The 20,231-nt window shown below is 73.8% G+C and carries 19 protein-coding genes and 1 pseudogene; 5 read left to right on the forward strand and 15 right to left on the reverse strand.

The window, feature by feature from the left end:
• Window positions 1-11: 11 nt before the first annotated feature.
• Both KSE_RS14570 and ssuE read right to left on the reverse strand, forming a co-directional pair.
• Entirely contained in the window at window positions 12-797 is a 786-nt protein-coding gene (locus KSE_RS14570; RefSeq protein ID WP_014136076.1) for an ABC transporter ATP-binding protein, read from the reverse strand.
• A gap of 288 nt (window positions 798-1,085) precedes the next feature.
• Entirely contained in the window at window positions 1,086-1,640 is a 555-nt protein-coding gene (ssuE, locus tag KSE_RS14575) for an NADPH-dependent FMN reductase (protein ID WP_014136077.1), read from the reverse strand.
• 707 nt (window positions 1,641-2,347) lie between these two features.
• Here ssuE and KSE_RS14580 point away from each other — a divergent pair.
• The gene (locus KSE_RS14580; RefSeq protein WP_231873170.1) at window positions 2,348-3,322 is read left to right on the forward strand and encodes an LCP family protein; all 975 of its coding nucleotides are present in this window, start codon (window positions 2,348-2,350) and stop codon (window positions 3,320-3,322) included.
• Window positions 3,323-3,441: 119 nt separating this feature from the next.
• Window positions 3,442-3,912 carry a serine O-acetyltransferase gene (locus tag KSE_RS38415; RefSeq protein ID WP_014136079.1) on the forward strand — a complete coding sequence of 157 codons (471 nt, stop codon included), beginning with the start codon at window positions 3,442-3,444 and terminating at the stop codon, window positions 3,910-3,912.
• Window positions 3,913-3,934: 22 nt separating this feature from the next.
• Here the strand turns inward: KSE_RS38415 and KSE_RS40000 are convergent.
• Window positions 3,935-4,126: pseudogene (locus tag KSE_RS40000) on the reverse strand (acyl-CoA dehydrogenase family protein); the annotation flags it as partial.
• A 124-nt stretch (window positions 4,127-4,250) separates the two neighbouring features.
• Entirely contained in the window at window positions 4,251-5,444 is a 1,194-nt protein-coding gene (locus KSE_RS14590; RefSeq protein ID WP_014136081.1) for an LCP family protein, read from the reverse strand.
• A 141-nt stretch (window positions 5,445-5,585) separates the two neighbouring features.
• Between KSE_RS14590 and KSE_RS14595 the strand changes: the two genes are divergently transcribed.
• Together KSE_RS14595 and KSE_RS14600 are read left to right on the forward strand one after the other, a co-directional pair.
• Window positions 5,586-6,929, forward strand: coding sequence for a UDP-glucose dehydrogenase family protein (locus tag KSE_RS14595; protein ID WP_014136082.1), 1,344 nt, complete (start codon window positions 5,586-5,588; stop codon window positions 6,927-6,929).
• A 40-nt stretch (window positions 6,930-6,969) separates the two neighbouring features.
• Window positions 6,970-7,377, forward strand: coding sequence for a CoA-binding protein (locus tag KSE_RS14600; RefSeq protein WP_014136083.1), 408 nt, complete (start codon window positions 6,970-6,972; stop codon window positions 7,375-7,377).
• A 6-nt stretch (window positions 7,378-7,383) separates the two neighbouring features.
• Here KSE_RS14600 and KSE_RS14605 read toward each other — a convergent pair whose 3' ends face one another.
• From KSE_RS14605 to KSE_RS14620, 4 genes are read right to left on the reverse strand one after another with little or no spacing between them, the layout of a single operon-like run.
• Entirely contained in the window at window positions 7,384-8,217 is an 834-nt protein-coding gene (locus tag KSE_RS14605) for a MerR family transcriptional regulator (RefSeq protein ID WP_014136084.1), read from the reverse strand.
• Between the two features lie 41 nt (window positions 8,218-8,258).
• The gene (locus KSE_RS14610; protein WP_014136085.1) at window positions 8,259-9,452 is read right to left on the reverse strand and encodes a dipeptidase; all 1,194 of its coding nucleotides are present in this window, start codon (window positions 9,450-9,452) and stop codon (window positions 8,259-8,261) included.
• A gap of 12 nt (window positions 9,453-9,464) precedes the next feature.
• Complete coding sequence (gene purE, locus KSE_RS14615) at window positions 9,465-9,992, reverse strand: 5-(carboxyamino)imidazole ribonucleotide mutase (RefSeq protein WP_033259266.1); 528 nt, start codon at window positions 9,990-9,992, stop codon at window positions 9,465-9,467.
• Window positions 9,989-11,146: a 5-(carboxyamino)imidazole ribonucleotide synthase gene (locus KSE_RS14620; protein WP_033259267.1), complete on the reverse strand. Its 1,158-nt coding sequence runs from the start codon at window positions 11,144-11,146 to the stop codon at window positions 9,989-9,991. The genes purE and KSE_RS14620 overlap by 4 nt, the downstream gene beginning before the upstream one ends.
• A 171-nt stretch (window positions 11,147-11,317) precedes the next feature.
• Here KSE_RS14620 and KSE_RS14625 point away from each other — a divergent pair, with 171 nt between their 5' ends.
• Window positions 11,318-11,896 carry a GtrA family protein gene (locus KSE_RS14625; protein ID WP_014136088.1) on the forward strand — a complete coding sequence of 193 codons (579 nt, stop codon included), beginning with the start codon at window positions 11,318-11,320 and terminating at the stop codon, window positions 11,894-11,896.
• Between the two features lie 21 nt (window positions 11,897-11,917).
• Here KSE_RS14625 and KSE_RS14630 read toward each other — a convergent pair whose 3' ends face one another.
• The 7 genes from KSE_RS14630 to KSE_RS14660 form a co-directional block, all read right to left on the reverse strand.
• Window positions 11,918-13,168 (reverse strand): ATP-binding protein, encoded by a 1,251-nt coding sequence (locus KSE_RS14630; protein ID WP_014136089.1) that lies wholly within the window; start codon window positions 13,166-13,168, stop codon window positions 11,918-11,920.
• Between the two features lie 58 nt (window positions 13,169-13,226).
• Entirely contained in the window at window positions 13,227-13,901 is a 675-nt protein-coding gene (locus KSE_RS14635) for a response regulator transcription factor (protein WP_014136090.1), read from the reverse strand.
• A 231-nt stretch (window positions 13,902-14,132) separates the two neighbouring features.
• Window positions 14,133-15,299, reverse strand: a complete 1,167-nt coding sequence (gene hutI, locus KSE_RS14640; protein ID WP_014136091.1) for an imidazolonepropionase — start codon at window positions 15,297-15,299, stop codon at window positions 14,133-14,135.
• A gap of 61 nt (window positions 15,300-15,360) precedes the next feature.
• Complete coding sequence (locus KSE_RS14645) at window positions 15,361-16,713, reverse strand: formimidoylglutamate deiminase (RefSeq protein ID WP_033259268.1); 1,353 nt, start codon at window positions 16,711-16,713, stop codon at window positions 15,361-15,363.
• Window positions 16,698-17,885: an allantoate amidohydrolase gene (locus KSE_RS14650; protein ID WP_033259279.1), complete on the reverse strand. Its 1,188-nt coding sequence runs from the start codon at window positions 17,883-17,885 to the stop codon at window positions 16,698-16,700. The genes KSE_RS14645 and KSE_RS14650 overlap by 16 nt, the downstream gene beginning before the upstream one ends.
• Before the next feature lie 11 nt (window positions 17,886-17,896).
• Entirely contained in the window at window positions 17,897-19,648 is a 1,752-nt protein-coding gene (gene hutU / locus KSE_RS14655) for a urocanate hydratase (protein ID WP_014136094.1), read from the reverse strand.
• Window positions 19,649-19,801: 153 nt separating this feature from the next.
• Window positions 19,802-20,131, reverse strand: a complete 330-nt coding sequence (locus KSE_RS14660) for a hypothetical protein (RefSeq protein WP_148283098.1) — start codon at window positions 20,129-20,131, stop codon at window positions 19,802-19,804.
• Window positions 20,132-20,231: the final 100 nt, after the last annotated feature.

Genomic DNA, 20,231 nt, shown 5'->3' on the forward strand with positions numbered 1-20,231 from the left:
TTCCCCGTCCTTCAGCTGGTGCGCTTGCCGTCGAAGCGGCGCATGCGGGTCAGGACGGAGTCGGCGGTCGGGTTGTGCATCTCGTCGACGATCCGGCCGTCGGCGAGGAACAGCACCCGGTCGGCGTGGCCGGCGGCGACCGGGTCGTGCGTCACCATCACGATGGTCTGGCCGAGTTCGTCGACCGAGCGGCGCAGGAAGCCGAGCACCTCGGCGCCGGAGCGGGAGTCGAGGTTGCCGGTGGGCTCGTCGCCGAAGATGATCTCGGGCCGGGCGGCCAGCGCGCGGGCCACCGCGACGCGCTGCTGCTGGCCGCCGGAGAGCTGGCCGGGGCGGTGCTTGAGCCGGCCGGACAGGCCGACGGTGTCGATCACCTGCTGCAGCCAGGCCTGGTCGGGCTTGCGGCCCGCGATGTCCATCGGCAGCGTGATGTTCTCCACCGCGCTGAGGGTGGGGAGCAGGTTGAACGCCTGGAAGATGAAGCCGATCTTGTCCCGGCGGAGCTTGGTGAGCTGCTTGTCCTTCAGGCCGGTGACCTCGGTCTCGCCGATCCAGATCCGGCCCTCGGAGACGGTGTCCAGCCCGGCGAGGCAGTGCATCAGGGTGGACTTGCCGGAGCCGGACGGGCCCATGATGGCGGTGAAGCGGCCGCGTTCGATGTCGACGTCGACGGCGTCGAGCGCGGTGACCCGGGTCTCGCCCGCGCCGTACGCCTTGGTGACCTGTCGGGCCCGGGCGGCGTCGGCGCCCCGCTCCGGCTGCGGTGAGAGGTGGGCGGGGCTGGCTGCCGTGGTCACTGCGTGCTCCTCGTCGTGGGGTCGACCGTCGTCCCCCAGCCTTCCGGGTGCCCCGCCCGGCGCGGAATCCAGCAGGCATCCGTCTTCGGGGTGGGGCTGGCACCACCATGGATGCTGGTGCTGCGGGGATGGCACCACGGTAGGAGCGGGTGCGGGGGCCGGTCGTCCTCCACCGGGGGGAGCCCCGGCCCGGGAATGCGTCCGGGGCCCGGACCCTCTCCCCTAGGGGTGACCGCGGGGCGGTCTGAGGGTCCGGGCCCCGGACGGGACGCCTTCGTCGACGAACGGTCAGCCGGTGGTGGCGAGTTCCGCCCGGGGGGCGAGCGCGGCGGCGAACCCGTCGACCACCGGGGTCAGCAGCACCTCGGTCTCGTGCTCCAGTTCGGTGCCGCCGTCCTCGCGCACCCCGATGTGCCGGTCCAGCACGAACCAGCCCTGGGTGATGTGCCCGGCGCCCATCGAGTTGAGCACCGGCCGCAGCGCGTAGTCCACCGCCAGCACGTGCGCGGTGGAGCCGCCGGTGGCCAGCGGGAGCACCGTCTTGCCGCGCAGCGCGTACTGCGGCAGCAGGTCGAGCAGGGCCTTCAGCAGGCCCGAGTACGCGGCCTTGTAGATCGGGGTGCCGATCACCACGCCGTCGGCCTGCGCGAACAGTTCGACGGCGCGGGTTATCTCGGGATCCGAGGTGTCGGCGGCGAGCAGCGCGGCGGCGGGCAGCGTGCGGACGTCCAGCGTGCGCACCTCGTGCCCGTGCGAGACGAGCCGGCGGTCGACGTGGCGCAGCAGCCGGGTGGTGCGGGAGGTCGCGGACGGGGAACCGGAGACGGACAGGATCACGGCCATGGAGTCACCTCGGGGCGTACGGCGGCGCGGGGCAGGGCGCGGCCGGGAAGGGGCGGCGGAGAGGACGGCGGGGCGCGGTTCGCCGAAGGGGTGAGATGTGCGCGGCGGTAGTGGTCAGCCGCGACACAGCGAGCAGGACACCCGACCGTGGTCGACGTGCCGCCGACGGGTGAGGACCTGGCGCTGCTCCATACCGTCATGCAAACACGGCCGCTTTCCGCGGGTCAAGGCCACGACCGCCTGGTGAACACTGCCGCGAACGGTCCGCGCCCTGCATCAAAACGGCCACAAGGGGCCCGCGGGGGGCTCCGGGACCACTGCCCGGCCCCCGGTTCGGGCATCCTTCCCCCATGAACACGTGGCAGGAGCGCCCGGGGGGCGGCGCATACGGGCGGGGCGACGCGGCGCGGGGCCAGGGCGGGACGGCGGCCGAACCGCCGCTCCCCCCGGAGTTGAACCCGCGCGGCACGGGGGTCCCGCTCTCCCGTCCGGCCCACCCCGGCGGCGGTCAGCCGCCGTACGGCAACGGCGGCGGGGGGCAGCCGCCATACGGCAACGGCGGCGGTCAGCCGCCCGGTCAGCCCCCGTACGGCGGCGGTCAGCCCCCGTACGGCGGCGGCGGTGACGGCGGCGACGGGCAGCGGCCCGGGCCGGGGGCGGCGCGGCCGGGGGTGCCCGGGGCGCGGCCGCGGCGGTCGCGGAAGAAGGTGGTCGGCTACTCGGTGCTCGGCCTGGTGCTGGCGCTGCTGGTGACCATGATCGGCACCTACTTCTGGGCGGACGGCAAGCTGCACCACGAGAACGTGCTGGCCGACTACCCGGGGCGCCCGGCGGCGGGCAAGGGCACCAACTGGCTGATCGTCGGCTCGGACAGCCGGGCCGGGCTGACCAGCGCGGACGAGCAGGACCTGCACACCGGTTCGGCCGAGGGCAAGCGCAGCGACTCGATGATGATCCTGCACATCGGCGACCACGGGAACACCCTGATGTCGATCCCGCGCGACTCCTGGGTGCAGATACCGGCCCACCAGGACACCGCGGGCAGCGGGAAGACCGTGCCCGCCGCCACCCGCAAGATCAACGCGGCCTTCGCGGCCGGCGGCGGGCGGCTGCTGGTGCAGACCGTCGAGACCAACATGAACCTGCGGATCGACCACTACGCGGAGATCGGCTTCTCCGGCTTCGTCGGCCTGGTGGACGCGGTCGGCGGCGTCGAGATGACCATCGACCAGCCGATCAAGGACAAGGACTCCGGCCTCGACCTGCAGGCCGGCACCCAGACCCTGAGCGGCAAGCAGGCCCTGGCGTTCGTCCGCCAGCGCCACCAGATGGCCGACCAGGACCTCGGCCGGATGCGCAACCAGCAGAAGTTCCTCGGCGCGCTGGCCAAGCAGGCAGCCTCGCCGACCACCCTGCTGAACCCGTTCACCTTCTACCCGCTGGTCTCGGCCGGGCTGGACACCGTGATCGTCGACGACGACGCCGGGCTGACCGACCTCGGTTCGATGTTCCTCGCGATGAAGGGCGTCACCGGCGGCGCCGGCCAGACCATCACCGTCCCGATCGGCAACGCCGACTACCGCACGCCGACCGGCGAGTCCGCCGTGAAGTGGGACCCGGAGAAGTCGAAGGCGGTCTTCGAGGCGATGCGCAACGACACGGCGGTGCCCGCCGTCAAGTGACCCGGCGGTCCGGGACCGCCCCGCGGCGGCGGTTCGGGATTCGTACGGCGAATCCGAACTGCCGCCGCGGGGCGCGTCGTCGGCGGCGCGGCGGCGGGTCGGACGGGACAATGTCCGCCATGTCGCTGGTGACCTCCCTCATCTACCGCCGCCGCAGCCGGGTGTTCGGCCGCCTGGTCCAGGAGGCGCTGGCCCTCTACGGGATGGAGGTGCCGGCCGCCGCCGAGATCGGCCCCGGCCTGGTGGTCTTCCACCGCGGCTTCGGCACCGTCCTGCACCCGTACACCACGCTGGGCGCCAACGTGACCCTCTACAACGGGGTGACCATCGGCCGGGCCGACCCGTGGGTGCCGCAGGAGCTCTCCGCGATGCGGCGGGTGGTGCTGGAGGACGGCGTGATGGTGTGCGCGGGCGCGAAGATCGTCTGCAAGAGCGGCACCCTGACCGTCGGCGCCGACACCGTCGTCGGCGCGAACGCCGTCCTCACCCGCTCCACCGGCCCCGGCGAGATCTGGGCCGGCGCCCCGGCCCGGAAGGTCGGGGAGCGCCGACGGGTGAGCGAGCAGGGACGCGAACCGGTGGGCGGATAGGGCGGGCCCGGTCGGCGGTCGGTCAGGGCAGGCTGCGGGACATCACGATCCGCCGGACCTGGTTGGTGCCCTCGTGGATCTGGGTGATCTCCGCGTCCCGCGTCATCCGCTCCACCGGGTGGTCCCGGGTGTACCCGTACCCGCCCGGCAACCGCACCGCGTCCACCGTCACCTCCATCGCCACGTCCGACGCGAAGCACTTCGCCGCCGCCCCGGAGTTGCCCGCCCCTCGCGTCAGTGGTTAACGACCGTCACGTAGTGGTCGTCCTGGGCTCGGGGCCGGGCGGGCGGCAGGTGACCGGCGCGACACGAGGGGCGACACGGGGGCGGCGCGGGGGTCAGCGGACGTCCTGGCCGAGGGTGTCGGTGCTGGTGCGGTGCTGGGCCAGGTAGTCGTCCATCCGGTCGGTGCGCATCGCGTTCCACAGCACGGCCGCGGCGCCGTCGTCCATCAGGACCACGTCCTGCCCGCCGATGGTGTCGAAGCCGCCGAACGGGGCGTTCATGAAGTGCACGCCGTCCGGGCGGACGTCGCGCAGGCTCCAGGCGAGGTCGTAGAGGTCGGAGTTGCTGAGCCGGTCGTCGACGCTGGCGACGTCGCCGATGGTGCCGAGCAGGCCGGTCAGCTTGGACGGGCTGGAGAGGGTGCCGGAGCTCATCGTCTTGAGCATCAGGGCGCGCAGGAAGTTCTGCTGCCGCTTGGTGCGGTCCAGGTCGCCGTTGGGCAGGCCGTGCCGCTCGCGGACGTAGAGCAGCGCCTCGGCGCCGTCCATGTGGTGGGTGCCGGCCAGCCACTCGCGGGCGTCGCCCTTGGCCTCGATGGTCTTCGGGATGGTGATGTCGACGCCGCCGACGGCGTCGGTGAGGGCCCGGAAGCCGTTCCAGTCGATCACCGCGATGTGGTCGACCTTGATCCTGGTGAGGTCCTGGACGGTCTGGATCATCAGCGCCGGACCGCCCCAGGAGTAGGCGGCGTTGATCTTCGCCTTGCCGTGGCCGGGGACCGGCACCCAGGTGTCGCGCGGGATCGAGACCAGCGAGACCGACTTCCGGTCCGCGGAGACGTGCATCAGCATCATCGTGTCGCTGCGCTGCGCGCCCACCTGCCAGGCCGGGGCCTTGGCGTCCTTGCCGGTGGTCGGCTGGTCGGAGCGCGCGTCCAGGCCGACCAGCAGGAAGGTCTGGCCGGTGTGCGGGACGGCCGGGGGCTGCTCGGACTCCGGCACCGTCGGGAAGGCGTTCGGGATCCGCTCGACCGAGGACGCGTAGTGGTCGGCGACCCACAGCATGCCGCCGAACGCCCCGCCGCCGAGCAGCAGCAGCACCGCCAGCGTCCAGAGCAGCAGCCGCCGGGCGCGCCGGCGGCGGCGCGGGGGCTCCGGCCCGTCCGCCTCCGCGTCCGCGCCCTCGTCCTGGTGGCCGTCCTCGTGCTCGTGCTCGTGGTCGTGCTCGTGGTCGCCGGAGCCGCGGTCGAAGATGCTCAGCGAGCCGGGCCCGTCCTCCGGCTCGCCGCCGCGTCCCTTGGAAGTCATGCGCGCATTGTGAACCTTCCGTACAGGTCTTCGAGCGGAAACCCCGAAATCGGCGGATCCCCGGCGGAGCGGTCGGCGGCTACCATCGGTGGCTGCGGCCGTCGCTCCCTCCTGGTACGGCCCGGATCGAAGGGAACGCGAGTGGCTCCCCGCATCACGGTGATCGGCACTGGCTACCTGGGCGCGACGCACGCCGCGTGCATGGCCGAACTCGGCTTCGAGGTGCTCGGCCTCGACGTCGACCGGGACAAGCTGGCCGCCCTGGCCGCCGGCCGGGTGCCGATGTACGAGCCGGGGCTGTCGGAGCTGCTGCTCAAGCACGTGGCGGGCCACCAGGGATCGACCGGGCGGCTGCGCTTCACCGACTCCTGGGAGGAGGTCGCGGCCTTCGGCGACGTGCACTTCATCTGCGTGAACACCCCGCAGCGCAAGGGCGAGTTCGCGGCCGACATGAGCCACGTCGACTCCGCGCTGGAGTCGCTGGCCCCGCTGCTGGAGCGCCCCGCCCTGGTGGTCGGCAAGTCGACGGTGCCGGTCGGCTCGGCGAACCGGCTGGCCGAGCGGCTGGCCGCGCTGGCCCCGGCCGGCGAGCGGGCCGAACTGGCCTGGAACCCGGAGTTCCTGCGCGAGGGCTTCGCGGTCGGCGACACCCTGCGCCCGGACCGGCTGGTGGTCGGCGTCCGCAGCGGGAGCGCCGAGCGGCTGCTGCGCGAGGTGTACGCGCCGCTGATCGAGGACGGCGTGCCGTTCGTGGTGACCGACTTCCCGACCGCCGAACTGGTGAAGGCCGCCGCCAACTCCTTCCTGGCCACCAAGATCTCCTTCATCAACGCGATGGCCGAGGTCTGCGAGAGCGCCGGCGCCGACGTGGTGCAGCTCGCCAAGGCGCTGTCCTACGACGAGCGGATCGGCCGGAAGTTCCTGAACGCCGGCCTGGGCTTCGGCGGCGGCTGCCTGCCCAAGGACATCCGGGCGTTCATGGCCCGGGCCGGGGAGCTGGGCGCCGACCAGGCGCTGACCTTCCTGCGCGAGGTCGACTCGATCAACATGCGGCGCCGCTCCCGGATGGTGGAGCTGGCCCGCGAGCAGTGCGGCGGCGGCTTCCTGGGCCGCCGGGTCGCGGTGCTCGGCGCGGCCTTCAAGCCGAACTCGGACGACATCCGGGACTCCCCCGCGCTGAACGTCGCCGGGCAGATCCAGCTGCAGGGCGCCCAGGTCACCGTCTACGACCCGAAGGCGATGGACAACGCCCGCAAGATGTTCCCCAGCCTCTCCTACGCCGCCTCCCCGCTGGAGGCCGCCGAGGGCGCGCACGTGGTGCTGCACCTCACCGAGTGGCAGGAGTTCCGCGAGCTCGACCCGGCCGAGGTCGGCGCGGTGGTCGCCGAACGCCGCCTGGTCGACGGCCGCAACGTGCTCGACGGCGAAGCCTGGCGGGCCGCGGGCTGGACCTACCGGGCGATGGGCCGGCCGTCGGCGGAGTAGCGGGCGGAATGGGCGCCGCGGCGGCGCCGTTCTCCCTGGCATGAGCTACGGAGACGACGCCACCGTCCGGAAGATCCTCACCGAGTCCGGCGACACCTGGGCCGTGGTCGGCCTGTCCGGCAACACCGCGCGCGCCGCGTACGGCGTGGCCCGGGTGCTGCAGCGGGCCGGGAAGCGGATCGTGCCGGTGCACCCGAAGGCCGAGGCGGTGCTCGGCGAGCCGGGCTACGCCTCGCTCGCCGAGATCCCGTTCCCGGTCGACGTGGTGGACGTGTTCGTCAACTCGGCGCTGGCCGGCCCGGTCGCCGACCAGGCGGTGGCGGCGGGCGCGAAGGCCGTCTGGTTCCAGCTCGGGGTGGTCGACGAGGAGGCGGCCGCCCGGGTCCGCGCGGCCGGCCTCGACATCGTGATGGACCGCTGCCCGGCGATCGAGCTGCCCCGCCTGTAGGGCCGGTCAGCCCGCGATCGGGAAAGCGACGTCGCACACCAGGTCGCCCGGCTCGGCGGCCGCCCAGTCGGCGAAGTAGACCTCGCGGCCGGCCCCGGCGCGCGGGGTGCCGTTGCGCTCCATCCAGGCGCAGACCGCGTCGTAGGCGCTGAGGATCTGCGGGTAGTCCACCTGGGCCTTGGTGAGCGTGGTGTACGCCTCCCGGTGCGCGGGTTCGGTGCGGTGCGCGGCGGTCAGTCCTGGCGCGCGGGCCGGGTCGATCGGGACGCAGACCTCGACCGGGCCGTCGTTGTCCTCGTCGACCTGGCCGTGGTAGACGACGAACGGCGCGGCCGCGACGCCGCCGTGGGCTTCGGCGAGGGCGGTCAGCCGGGCGGTGGCGCCGCCGATGAAGCCGTCCAGTTCGTGGGGCTTGGCGCGGCGCTGCTCGGTGAGCACCAGCTGCTCGGGCACGTCGCGCTGTTCGATCCGGTACATCCCGTCGATCCCTTCCAGTCCGCTGAGTTGGACGCGGAGGTGGTCGGCCAGCGTCCGCTGCGAGGCGGTCCGCCGTTCGACGGCGGCCCAGTACGCGGCGATCCGCTCGGCCGCCGCGGGGCCCGGCAGGGCGAGCACCTCGGCGACCGTGGCCAGCGGCATGTCCAGGCCGCGCAGCCGGACGATCAGCCGCGCGGTGGCCAGCCGCTCCGGCCGGTAGTACCGGTAGCCGCTGTCCGGGTCGATCCGGTCCGGCGGCAGCAGTCCCTGCCGGTCGTACAGCCGCAGCGCCTTCGGCGACAGCAGGCCGCGGCGGGCGAACTCACCGGTGGTGAGCAGCCGTTCCTCCTCCGCACCGGCCACGCTGCCCCCTGCCCCAGGGGCGGGGTCAAGGTGTCCGTGGTTCACGCGCCGTCCAGCTGCTCGCGGGTGGCGATCGAGGGGCGGCGCTCGGCCCGCAGCCGGCGGGCGACCGTCTCGGCCTCGCGCAGCACCCGGACGGCGTTGTGCCAGGTCAGCTTGGAGAGGTCGGCCTCGGACCAGCCGCGGCGCAGCAGTTCGGCGACCAGCACCGGGTAGCCGGAGACGTCCTCCAGGCCGGTCGGGGTGAACGCGGTGCCGTCGTAGTCGCCGCCGATGCCGACGTGGTCGATTCCGGCGACCTCGCGCAGGTGGTCGAGGTGGTCGGCGACGGTGGCGGCGGTGGCGACCGGGCGGGGGTGCTCGGCCTCGTAGGCGCGCTGCACGGCCATCGCCTCGGGTGCGGTGTCCAGCGGGTGCAGGCCCTTGGCGCGCATGTTGGCGTCGGCGGCGAGCGTCCACTCGATGGCGGCGGGCAGCACGAACTTCGGCACGAAGGTGGCCATCACGACGCCGCCGTTGGCGGCCAGCGCGGTGAGCACGTCGTCCGGGACGTTGCGCGGGTGGTCGCAGACGGCGCGGGCGGAGGAGTGCGAGAAGAGCACCGGCGCCGCGGAGACCCGCAGCGCGTCGCGCATGGTGTCGGCGGAGACGTGCGAGAGGTCGACCAGCATGCCGAGCCGGTTCATCTCCCGCACCACCTCCTCGCCGAACGCGGTCAGCCCGCCGTGCGCGGGCTCGTCGGTGGCGGAGTCGGCCCACGGCACGTTGGAGTTGTGGGTGAGCGTCAGGTAGCGCACGCCGAGCTCGTAGAGCGCGCGCAGGGTGGCCAGCGAGGAGTTGATGCTGTGCCCGCCCTCGGCGCCCATCAGCGAGGCGATCCGGCCTTCGGCGCGGGCCGTCTCCAGGTCGTCGGCGGTCAGCGCGAGCCGCAGGTGCTCGGGGTGGCGGGCGGTCATCTCCCGGACGAAGTCGACCTGTTCGAGGGTGGCGCTGACCGCGTCGTCGCCCGCCCGCTCGGCCGGCACGTACACCGACCAGAACTGCGCACCGACCCCGCCCGCCCGCAGGCGGCCGAAGTCGGTGTGCAGCCGGTGGCTCTGGTCCGCCGTCAGGTCCACGGCGTCGAGGTCGTACCCGGCCTGGGCGCGCATCGCCCAGGGCAGGTCGTTGTGGCCGTCCACCACCGGCGTGGTGCGCAGGACGGCCCGGGCGCGGTCGAGCAGTTCGGGGGTCATCCCCCCGTTCTACTACTTGCCGAAGCCGAAGGACTCGTTCCCCGCCACCTTGGCGCGCAGCTTGCGGCCCTTGTCGGTGGCCTGGTTGTTCAGCTCGGCCTGGAACTCCACCATCTTCTCGGCGAGTTCGGCGTCGAACGCGGCCAGCATCCGGACCGCGAGCAGCCCGGCGTTGCGCGCGCCGGCGACCGAGACGGTGGCCACCGGCACCCCGGCGGGCATCTGGACGATCGACAGCAGGCTGTCCATCCCGTCCAGGTAGCGCAGCGGCACCGGCACCCCGATCACCGGCAGCGGCGTCACCGACGCCAGCATCCCGGGCAGGTGGGCGGCCCCGCCGGCCCCGGCGATGATCGCCTTCAGCCCGCGCCCGTGCGCCTGCTCGCCGTAGGCGACCATCTCGCGCGGCATCCGGTGCGCGGAGACCACGTCGACCTCGTACCGGATCTCGAACTCGTCGAGCGCCTGCGCGGCGGCCTCCATCACGGGCCAGTCGGAGTCGGAGCCCATCACGATGCCGACAAGGGGGGAAGAGGTCATTCCGTGATCGTTCCTCGCAGGTAGGCGGCCGCGTGGCGGGCGCGCTCGCGGACGTCTTCGAGGTCGTCCCCGAAGACGTTGACGTGGCCGACCTTGCGGCCGGGCTTCACGTCCTTTCCGTACATGTGGATCTTGAGGCCGGGGTCGCGGGCCATGCAGTGCAGGAAGGCGCGGTACATGTCGGGGTAGTCGCCGCCGAGGACGTTGACCATGACGGTCCACTTGGCGCGCGGGCGGGGGTCGCCGAGCGGGAGGTCGAGGACGGCGCGCAGGTGGTTCTCGAACTGCGAGGTGACGGCGCCGTCCTGGGACCAGTGGCCGGAGTTGTGCGGGCGCATGGCGAGCTCGTTGACCAGGATGCGGCCGTCGCGGGTCTGGAAGAGCTCGACGGCGAGGTGGCCGGTGATGTCGAGTTCGCCGGCGATCCGGAGGGCGAGCTGCTGGGCCTCGTCGGAGAGGGCCGGGTCGAGGTCGGGCGCGGGGGCGGTGACCTCGGCGCAGATGCCGTTCTCCTGGAGCGACTCGACGACCGGGTAGGCGACGGCCTGGCCGCTGGGCGAGCGGACCACGCTGGCGGCCAGCTCGCGCCGGAAGTCGACCTTCTCCTCGGCCAGGACGGGGACGCCGGCCAGGAAGGGGGCGGCGGCCTCGGTCTCGTCCCGCACGACCCAGACGCCCTTGCCGTCGTAGCCGCCGCGGACGGTCTTCAGGACGACGGGGTAGCCCTCGCCCTCGTGCGCGAAGGCGGTCACGTCGGCCGGGTCGGCGACCAGCCGGTGCCGGGGGCAGGGGACGCCGATGGAGTCGAGCTTCGCCCGCATGACGCCCTTGTCCTGGGCGTTGACCAGCGCGTCCGGGCCGGGGCGGACGGCGACGCCCTCGGCCTGCAGGGTGCGCAGGTGCTCGGTGGGCACGTGCTCGTGGTCGAAGGTGATCACGTCGCAGTCGGCGGCGAAGGCCCGCAGCGTGTCGAGGTCGCGGTAGTCGCCGAGCACGGTGGTGCCGACCACCTGCGCGGCCGACTCCTGGGGGGTGTCGGCGAGGAGTTTGAAGCGGATGCCCAGCGGGATGCCCGCCTGGTGCATCATGCGGGCGAGCTGCCCGCCGCCGACGACTCCGACCACTGGAAAGTTCGCATTGCCCGCTACAGTCACGCGCTCCAGGATATCCGGGCCGGTCAGGTGCCATTGCACCGGCGTGCACGGCGGTGGCGCGCTCCGGAGCGGGGTGGAGCACTTGTGCGGGGCGGGTAGCCTGGTGGGCCGGATCGCACGACACCCACTTGTCCGACCATGTGATGTAAGACGCAGACGGAGACAGCCCGGATGACGAGCACCATCGAGACGCGCCCCTCCCTGGTCCAGCGGTTCCGCGGGCTGTCCATGGAAGCGGTGGGGTTCGCCGTCATCGGCGGCGTCGGCTTCTTCGTGAACCTGATCGTCTTCAACGTCTGCCTGCGCGCCGACGGCCTGATCAACTCGGCGGCGGGCGTGATCTCCGGCGCGGTGGCGATCGGCACCAACTACCTGGGCTACCGCTTCTGGCTCTACAAGGACCGCGACGCCGCCTCCCGCAAGCGGGAGATCACGCTGTTCCTGCTGTTCAGCGGCATCGGCCTGCTGATCGAGAACGGCATCCTGGCCTTCTCGGTGCACGTGCTCGGCTACGACTCGCACCTCAGCCAGACCATCGCGAAGAACGTGGTCGGCCTGGCGGCGGGCACCGTCTTCCGCTTCCTCTCCTACCGCACCTGGGTGTTCAAGGCGATGCCCGAGCTGGAGGACCCGGCGGCGCACCAGCCGGCCGAGCAGCGGGCCGAGCAGCACCCGCACCAGCCGGCCGGGGTGGTGCAGCAGGCCGAACTGCTGCTGGTCGCCGAGCCGAGCCGCTCCCTGGCGAACTGAGCCGCGCGGGCGTCCGGGGGCTCAGTCCTCCCGGGCGCCCGCGCGGGCGAGGAACAGCGCGAACACCGGCGGCCGCAGCGACAGCAGTTCGAGGCGGCCGCCGTCGGCTTCGGCGAGGTCGCGGGCGACCGCCAGGCCGATGCCGGTGGAGTTGCGGCCGCTGACGGCCCGTTCGAAGACCCGGTTGCCGAGTTCGCGGGGGACGCCCTGGCCCTCGTCCTGGACCTCGGCGACCACCGAGCCGGCGGAGCGGCGCACCCGCAGGGTGATGGTGCCGGCGCCGTGCATCAGCGAGTTCTCGATCAGGGTGGCGAGCACCTGGGCGACGGTGCCCGGGGTGCCGACCACCCGGACGCCGCGCAGGCCCTCGACCAGCAGCCGCCGTCCGCTGTCGCGCAGGGTGGGGCCCCACTCCTCCAGTTGCTGCTTGACCACCTCGTCGAGCGGGAAGGCGACGGCGGTGGGGCTGGCCGGGTCGCGCTGGTTGGTGAGCAGCCGCTGCACCACGTCGGTGAGCCGTTCGACCTGCTGGAGGCCGATGGCTGCCTCCTCCCGGACGGTGCCGGGGTCCTCGGCGAGCGCGGTGATCTCCTCCAGCCGCATGGAGAGCGCGGTGAGCGGGGTGCGCAGCTGGTGCGAGGCGTCGGCGGCGAGCCGGCGTTCGGCGGTGAGCATCTGGGCGATCCGTTCGGCGCTGGTGTCCAGCACCTCGGCGATCCGGTCGAGTTCGGGCACGCCGTAGCGGCGGCCCTGCGGCCGGGGGTCGCCGGAGCCGAGGCGCTCGGCGGTCTCGGCGAGGTCGGTGAGCGGCCGGGCGAGCCGCTTGGCCTGCCAGACGGCGAGCGCCACGGCGGCCTGGACGGCGAGCAGCGCGACCACGCCGAGCAGCAGCAGCATGTTGCCGATCTCGTGGTCGAGCGCGGTGCGGGACTGCTCGACGGTGACGGTCTCGCCGCTGGCGCCGGGCTCGGTGGCGGTCAGCGCCTCGCCCTCGACGGGGTGGCCGAGGGCGATCTGCGGCTGGCCGGGGATGTCGACGGTGACGTAGTAGTCGTCGCCGGTGACGACGGCGGCGAACTTCTCACCGCTGACCGGCTCGCCCGCGGCGAGCCGGCTCTCCACCAGGCCGAGCACCCGGACCGCCACCGCGTCGACCCGGTCGTTGGCCGCGTTGACGATCGACTGCTTCTCGATCAGGGCCAGCGGCACGCAGAACACCGCGACCACCACCAGGACGACGCCCAGCAGTGAGTTGATCATCCTGCGCTTCACGCCGGGCGGTCCTTCGGTTCGGTGCGGTGCGCGGCCGCTGCCGCGGCCGCCGCTGCGGTCAGTTCTTCTCGAAGCGGAAGCCGACGCCGCGCACGGTGGCGATGTAGCGCGGGTTCGCGGCGTCGTCGCCGAGCTTCTTGCGCAGCCAGGAGATGTGCATGTCCAGGGTCTTGGTGGAGGTCCACCAGGTGGTGTCCCAGACCTGGCGCATGATCTCCTCGCGGGTGACGACCCGTCCGGCGTCCCGGACCAGGACCCGGAGCAGCTCGAACTCCTTGGCGGAGAGGGTGAGTTCCTCCTCGCCGAGCCAGGCGCGGTGCGACTCGATGTCGATCTTCACGCCGTGCGCGCCGGTGGTGAGCTGGTCGACGTTGCCGCGTCGGAGCAGCGCCCGGACCCGGGCGAGCAGTTCGGCCAGCCGGAACGGCTTGGTGACGTAGTCGTCGGCGCCGGCGTCCAGGCCGACCACGGTGTCCACCTCGTCGGCACGGGCGGTGAGCACCAGGACGGGGAAGCTCTTGCCGTCGGCGCGCAGCCGGCGGCAGACCTCCAGGCCGTCCATCTCGGGGAGCCCGAGGTCGAGCACGATCAGGTCGACGTCCTCGCTGAGGCCGGCGCCCAGGGCGGCCGGTCCGTCCTCGCGGACGAGCACCTCGTAGCCCTCGCGGCGCAGGGCGCGGGCCAGCGGTTCGGAGATTGCCGGGTCGTCCTCGGCCAGCAGCACACAGGTCATAGGGGCGATGGTAGACCGCGCGCGGGCCGCCGATCAGGGGGCCTGCGGGGCGGGCGGGGTCCGCGGGGGCGCCGCCCCCGGGGGTCATTGCGCTTTCACGGGCAGCACCCACTGCTCCCTTCTATTCGAAGATCCAATATGTCAATGACCTTGGAAGCGCATGCCGCACGATCAAGTGGCTTTACCTTCCGCATACCATTGACGCTCCGTGGTCGATCCACCCCGTCCTGGTCACGCCCGGCGGACCCCGCCCTGCCAGACGACGGCGGTCAGCGGGACGCCCGGGCGGTAGGCCAGGTGGACGTGCGAGGGCGCGTCCAGCAGGTGGAGGTCGGCCCGGGCGCCCGGGGCGATCCGGCCGACGTCGGTACGGCGCAGCGCGAGGGCGCCGCCCGCGGTGGCGGCGTGCACCGCCTCGTCCGGGGTCATGCCCATCTCGCGGACGGCGACGGCCACGCAGAACGGCATCGAACTGGTGAAGCTGGAGCCCGGGTTGCAGTCCGTGGAGAGCGCGACCCGGGCGCCCGCGTCGAGCAGCCGGCGGGCGTCCGGGTAGGGCGCCCGGGTGGAGAACTCGGCGCCCGGCAGCAGCGTCGCGACGGTGTCGCTCCCGGCCAGCGCGGCGACGTCCGCGTCGGTCAGGTGGGTGCAGTGGTCGGCGGACGCGGCGCCCAGCTCCACGGCGAGCCGCACGCCGGGGCCGTGGCCGAGCTGGTTGGCGTGCACCCGGGGCAGCAGGCCGCGGGCGGCGCCGGCGGTGAGCACGGCGCGGGCCTGGTCGCCGTCGAACGCGCCGCGCTCGCAGAACACGTCGACCCAGCGGGCGTACGGGGCGCAGGCGTCCAGCATCGCGCCGGTGACCAGGTCGACGTAGCCGGCCGGGTCGTCGGCGTACTCGGGGGCGACCACGTGCGCGCCCAGGTAGGTGGTCTCCTCGGTGTGGCCGGCCGCGATCCGCAGCGAGCGGGCCTCGTCCTCGGTGCTCAGCCCGTAGCCGGACTTCACCTCGGCGGTGGTGGTGCCCTGGCGCAGCATCTCCGCGAGGTAGCGGGTCAGGTTGGCGTTCAGCTCGGCGTCGGAGGCGGCCCGGGTCGCCGCGACGGTGGTGCGGATGCCGCCCGCGCCGTACGCCCGGCCGGACATCCGGGCGTTGAACTCGGCGGTGCGGTCGCCCGCGAACACCAGGTGCGAGTGGCTGTCGACGAACCCGGGCAGCAGCGCCCGCCCGGCCGCGTCCAGCGCCTCGTCGGCGGCGGGCGCGGCCGCGCTCGGGCCGACCCAGGCGACGGTGGCGCCGTCCACCACCACGGCGGCGTCGGCGAGCAGCCCGAGCGGGCCGGTGCCGAGCGCGGGGTCGTTGGTGACGAGGGAACCGATGTTGCTGATCAGCAGGCTCATGGGGGTCCGTTGTCCTTGGCTGGGTCGGTCGGTCGTTCGGTCGGGGGCCGTACGGCGCGGCTCAGCGCAGCGCGGCGACGGCCTCGGCGAGGGCGCGGCCGGTCTCCGGGACGAGCCGGTGCGCGCCGTCCTCGACCACGTGCCGGCCGCCGACCACCAGGTGGCGGACGTCGGCGGCGCCGGCCGCGAAGACCGCGGTCTCCGCGCCGAGGGCGGGGACGGCCCCGGCGGTGCGGACGGTGTCGAGGGCGAGGACGCAGAAGTCGGCGAGCGCGCCCGGCTCCAGGCGACCGGCCTCGGGCCAGCCGAGCGAGGCGTGGCCGTCCGCGCCGCCCGCCGTGAGCAGGGCGTTCGCACTCCAGTGGCCGCGGGTGCGGGTGCGCAGGCGTTCGTCGAGCTCCAGCGCGCGGGCCTCCTCGAACGGGTCGACGACGGCGTGGCTGTCGGAGCCGAGGCTGATCGGGCAGCCCGCGTCGGCGAGTCGCCTGGCCGGGCCGATGCCGTCGGCGAGGTCCCGTTCGGTGGTGGGGCACATGCAGACGGTGGTGCCGGAGCCGGCCAGCAGCCGGACGTCCTCGTCGGTGAGGTGGATGGCGTGCACGGCGGAGGTGCGCGGGCCGAGCACGCCGTGGTCGGCGAGCAGCCGGGTCGGGGTGACGCCGTGCGCGGCCAGGCAGGCGTCGTTCTCGGCGGTCTGCTCGGAGAGGTGCACGTGCAGCGGGGCCGCGCGGTCGGCGGCCCACCGGGCGACGGTGCCCAACTGCCCGGCGGGGACGGCCCGGACGCTGTGCACGGCGGCGCCGATCCGGGCGTGTCCGGTGGGCTTCAGGGCGGCGGCGCGCTCGGCCCAGGCGTCCGCGTCGCCGTCGGAGAACCGCAGCTGGGTCTCGGTGGGCGCGGCGCCGAAGCCGGAGGACAGGTAGCAGGTGTCGAGCAGGGTGATCCGGATCCCGGCCCGGGCGGCGGCCTCGATCAGCGCCGCGCCCATCGCGTTCGGGTCGGCGTAGCGGGCGCCGCCGGGCGCGTGGTGCAGGTAGTGGAACTCGCCGACGGCGGTGATCCCGGCCAGTGCCATCTCGGCGTACGCGGCGGTGGCGAGCGCCAGGTAGCGGTCGGGGTCGAGCGCGGCGGCGAACCGGTACATGGTGTCGCGCCAGGTCCAGAAGGTGCCGGAGCCGACCTGGACGGTGGAGCGCAGCGCCCGGTGGAAGGCGTGCGAGTGCGCGTTGGCCCGGCCGGGCAGCGCGAGGCCGGCCAGCCGGACGGCCCCCGCCGGGCAGCGGCCGCTGTCGGGCCGGACGTCGGTGATCCGGCCGTCCGGCCCGACCGCGATCAGCACCTCGTCGCGCACGGCGGGGCCGTCCGGCCCCGGCAGCCAGGCGTATTCGGCCCAGTAGGTCACGACGGACGGCATGCGAGGTCCTCCAGTACGTCGGCCAGGGCCGCGACGCCAGCGTGGCAGTCGGCCCGTTCGGCGTGTTCGGCCGGGGAGTGCGAGACGCCGGTGGGGTTGCGCACGAACAGCATCGCGGTCGGGACGGCGGACGCCAGGATCCCGGCGTCGTGTCCGGCGCCGGTGGGCAGCACGGGGGCGTCCAGCCGGGCGGCGAGGCGGTCGCGCAGCGGGGCGTCGAAGTCGACGACCGGCGTGTAGGACTCCCGGGTGAGCTCGACCCGGACGCCGTCGCGCCCGGCCCGTTCGGCGGCGGCCCGGCCGATCTCCTCGACGACCCGCTCCAGCGTCTCCTCGTCGGGGGCGCGGGAGTCCAGCCAGCCGCGGACCAGCGAGGCGATCGCGTTGGTGCCGTTGGGCTCCACCGCGACCTTGCCGAAGGTGGCCAGCGCCCCGGCCAGCCGGGCCTTCTTGCGGGCGGCGAGGACGGTGGTGGCGTAGGTCAGCATCGGGTCGCGGCGGTCGGCCAGCAGGGTGGTGCCGGCGTGGTTGGCCTCGCCGTGGAAGTCGAACCGCCAGCGGCCGTGCGGCCAGATCGCGGCAGCCACCCCGACCGGCCGCCCCTCGGCGAGCGCGCGGCCCTGCTCGACGTGCAGCTCGACGAACGCGCCGATCCGGCCCAGCAGTTCGGGGTCGGCCCCGATCAGCGCCGGGTCGTGCCCGGCCCGCTCCATCGCGTCGGGCAGCCGGACGCCGTCGGCGTCGCGCAGCGCGTACGCGGCCTCCCGGTCGAGCACGCCGGTGGCCAGCCGGCTGCCCACGCAGGCGACGCCGAACCGGGCGCCCTCCTCGTCGCCGAAGTTGACGATCGCCAGCGGACGGGTGAACTCGGCTCCGCGCGAACGGAGTTCGTCGTACGCGGCGAAGGAGGAGATCACCCCGAGCGGGCCGTCGTAGGCGCCGCCGTCCGGGACGGAGTCCAGGTGCGAGCCGGTGACGACGGCGTTCCCGGCGGCCGGGTCGCCGTGCCAGGCCCACTGGTTGCCGTTCCGGTCGGTCCGGTACGCCAGGCCGCGGGCCCGGGCCTGCTCGGCGAACCAGGCCCGGCACTCGGCGTCGGCGGAGTTCCAGGCGTGCCGCCGGTAGCCGCCGGTGGCGGCGGAGCGGCCCACCGGGAGCAGCTCCGCCCACATCGCGTCGAAGCTCACCGCTGCGCCGTCGGGCCGTGCGGGTGCTCGGCGCCGTGCTGGTGCCCGTGCTCGGGGGCGTGCCGGTGCCCGTGCTCGGGGCCGTGCTCGCGCATCGGGACGCGGACGCCGCGCTCGGCGGCGACCTCGCCCGCCCGGTCGTAGCCGGCGTCGACGTGCCGGATCACGCCCATGCCGGGGTCGTTGGTGAGGACCCGGCGGATCTTCTCGCCGGCCAGCGGGGTGCCGTCGGCGACGGTGACCTGCCCGGCGTGGATCGAGCGGCCGATGCCGACGCCGCCGCCGTGGTGGATCGACACCCAGGACGCGCCGGAGGCCACGTTGACCATGGCGTTGAGCAGCGGCCAGTCGGCGATCGCGTCGGAGCCGTCCAGCATCGCCTCGGTCTCCCGGTAGGGGGAGGCGACCGAGCCGCAGTCCAGGTGGTCGCGGCCGATCACGATCGGCGCGGACAGCTCGCCGGACGCCACCATGTCGTTGAACCGCTCGCCGGCCTTGTCGCGCTCGCCGTAGCCGAGCCAGCAGATCCGCGCGGGCAGGCCCTGGAAGTGCACCTTCTCCTGGGCCATGGTGATCCAGCGGTGCAGCGACTCGTTCTCCGGGAAGAGGTCGAGCACGGCCCTGTCGGTCTTGTGGATGTCCTTCGGGTCGCCGGACAGCGCCGCCCAGCGGAACGGGCCCCTGCCCTCGCAGAACAGCGGCCGGATGTACGCCGGGACGAACCCGGGGAAGGCGAACGCCCGCTCGTACCCGGCGAGTTGCGCCTCGCCGCGGATCGAGTTGCCGTAGTCGAAGACCTCGGCGCCGCGGTCCTGGAAACCGACCATCGCCTCCACGTGCCGGGCCATCGACTCGCGGGCCCGGACGGTGAACTCGGCGGGCTTCTCGGCCGCGTAGGTCGCCATGTCGTCGAACGCGACGCCGGTCGGCAGGTAGGCGAGCGGGTCGTGGGCGCTGGTCTGGTCGGTGACGATGTCGATCGGGGCGTCCATCGCGAGCAGCCGGGGCAGCAGGTCGGCGGCGTTGCCGAGCAGGCCGATCGAGAGCGGCCGCCGCTGGTCGCGGGCCTCGACGGCCAGTTGCAGGGCGTGGTCCAGGCCGTTCGCCTCGACGTCCAGGTACCGGTGCTCGATCCGGCGGGCGATCCGGGACGGGTCGCAGTCGACGCAGATCGCCACGCCGCCGTTCATCGTCACCGCGAGCGGCTGGGCGCCGCCCATGCCACCGAGGCCGGCGGTGAGGGTGATGGTGCCCTCCAGGGTGCCGCCGAACTTCTTGTTCGCCACGGCCGCGAAGGTCTCGTAGGTGCCCTGCAGGATGCCCTGGGTGCCGATGTAGATCCACGAACCGGCCGTCATCTGGCCGTACATGGTGAGGCCCAGCGACTCCAGCCGGCGGAACTCCTCCCAGTTCGCCCAGTCGCCGACCAGGTTGGAGTTGGCGATCAGCACCCGCGGCGCCCACTCGTGCGTCCGCATCACACCGACCGGCCGCCCGGACTGCACCAGCATGGTCTCGTCCTGCTTCAGCCCCTCCAGCGTCCGCACCATCGCGTCGAACGAGCGCCAGTCCCGGGCCGCCTTCCCCGTGCCGCCGTAGACGACCAGCTTGGACGGGTGCTCGGCGACCTCCGGGTCCAGGTTGTTCATCAGCATCCGCAGCGCGGCCTCCTGCTGCCACCCCTGCGCACTGAGCCCGCTCCCCCGCGCCGCGCGGACCTCGCGCGGGCCGCTCGTCTGCTCTGCCATGGGCCAGCCTCCCTGCCGGATGGAATTCATTCACGATCAACGAGACTGAATATATCCAAACAGTGGCAGGGTGGCCAGAGCCCGCCGCGCGACCGCGGGGAGCCCGGGGCCGGCGGGTCCGCGCGCGCCCGTCAGGCGGCGGCCGTCCGCCCGTCAGGCGGCCTCGTCGCCGTCCCAGTCGATGCCGATCTCGGCCAGCCAGCGGCGGTCGGCCGCGTCGGGTTCGGGGGTCGGCTGGCCGGGGCGGGCCGGGGGGCGCGGGAGGTGCTGGATCGGGCCGACGCCGTAGCGGGCGGCGGCCTGGTCGGCGGCGTCGGCCGCGTCGTCGCGGGGTTCGAGGACGCCGATGTGCACGGCCTCCTCGTCGCCGGGGTCGAGGACGGTCAGTTCGGGGTGGGGCGGGCGGCGCAGGGCGATGCGGCGGCCGCAGAGCGGGCAGGACCATTCGTCGGCCCCGGAACCGAGCCGTCCGGTGAGTCTCATCTGGTGGATCGGCGGTGGCATTGGACTTCCCCCGTCCAAGCTGTCTTTGTCCCTAGGGGGTAGATGCCCGCTCAGCACCCGTCGCCAACCCGGCGGGAAG

The sequence above is a fragment of the Kitasatospora setae KM-6054 genome (genome assembly GCF_000269985.1).
Lineage (GTDB): Bacteria > Actinomycetota > Actinomycetes > Streptomycetales > Streptomycetaceae > Kitasatospora > Kitasatospora setae.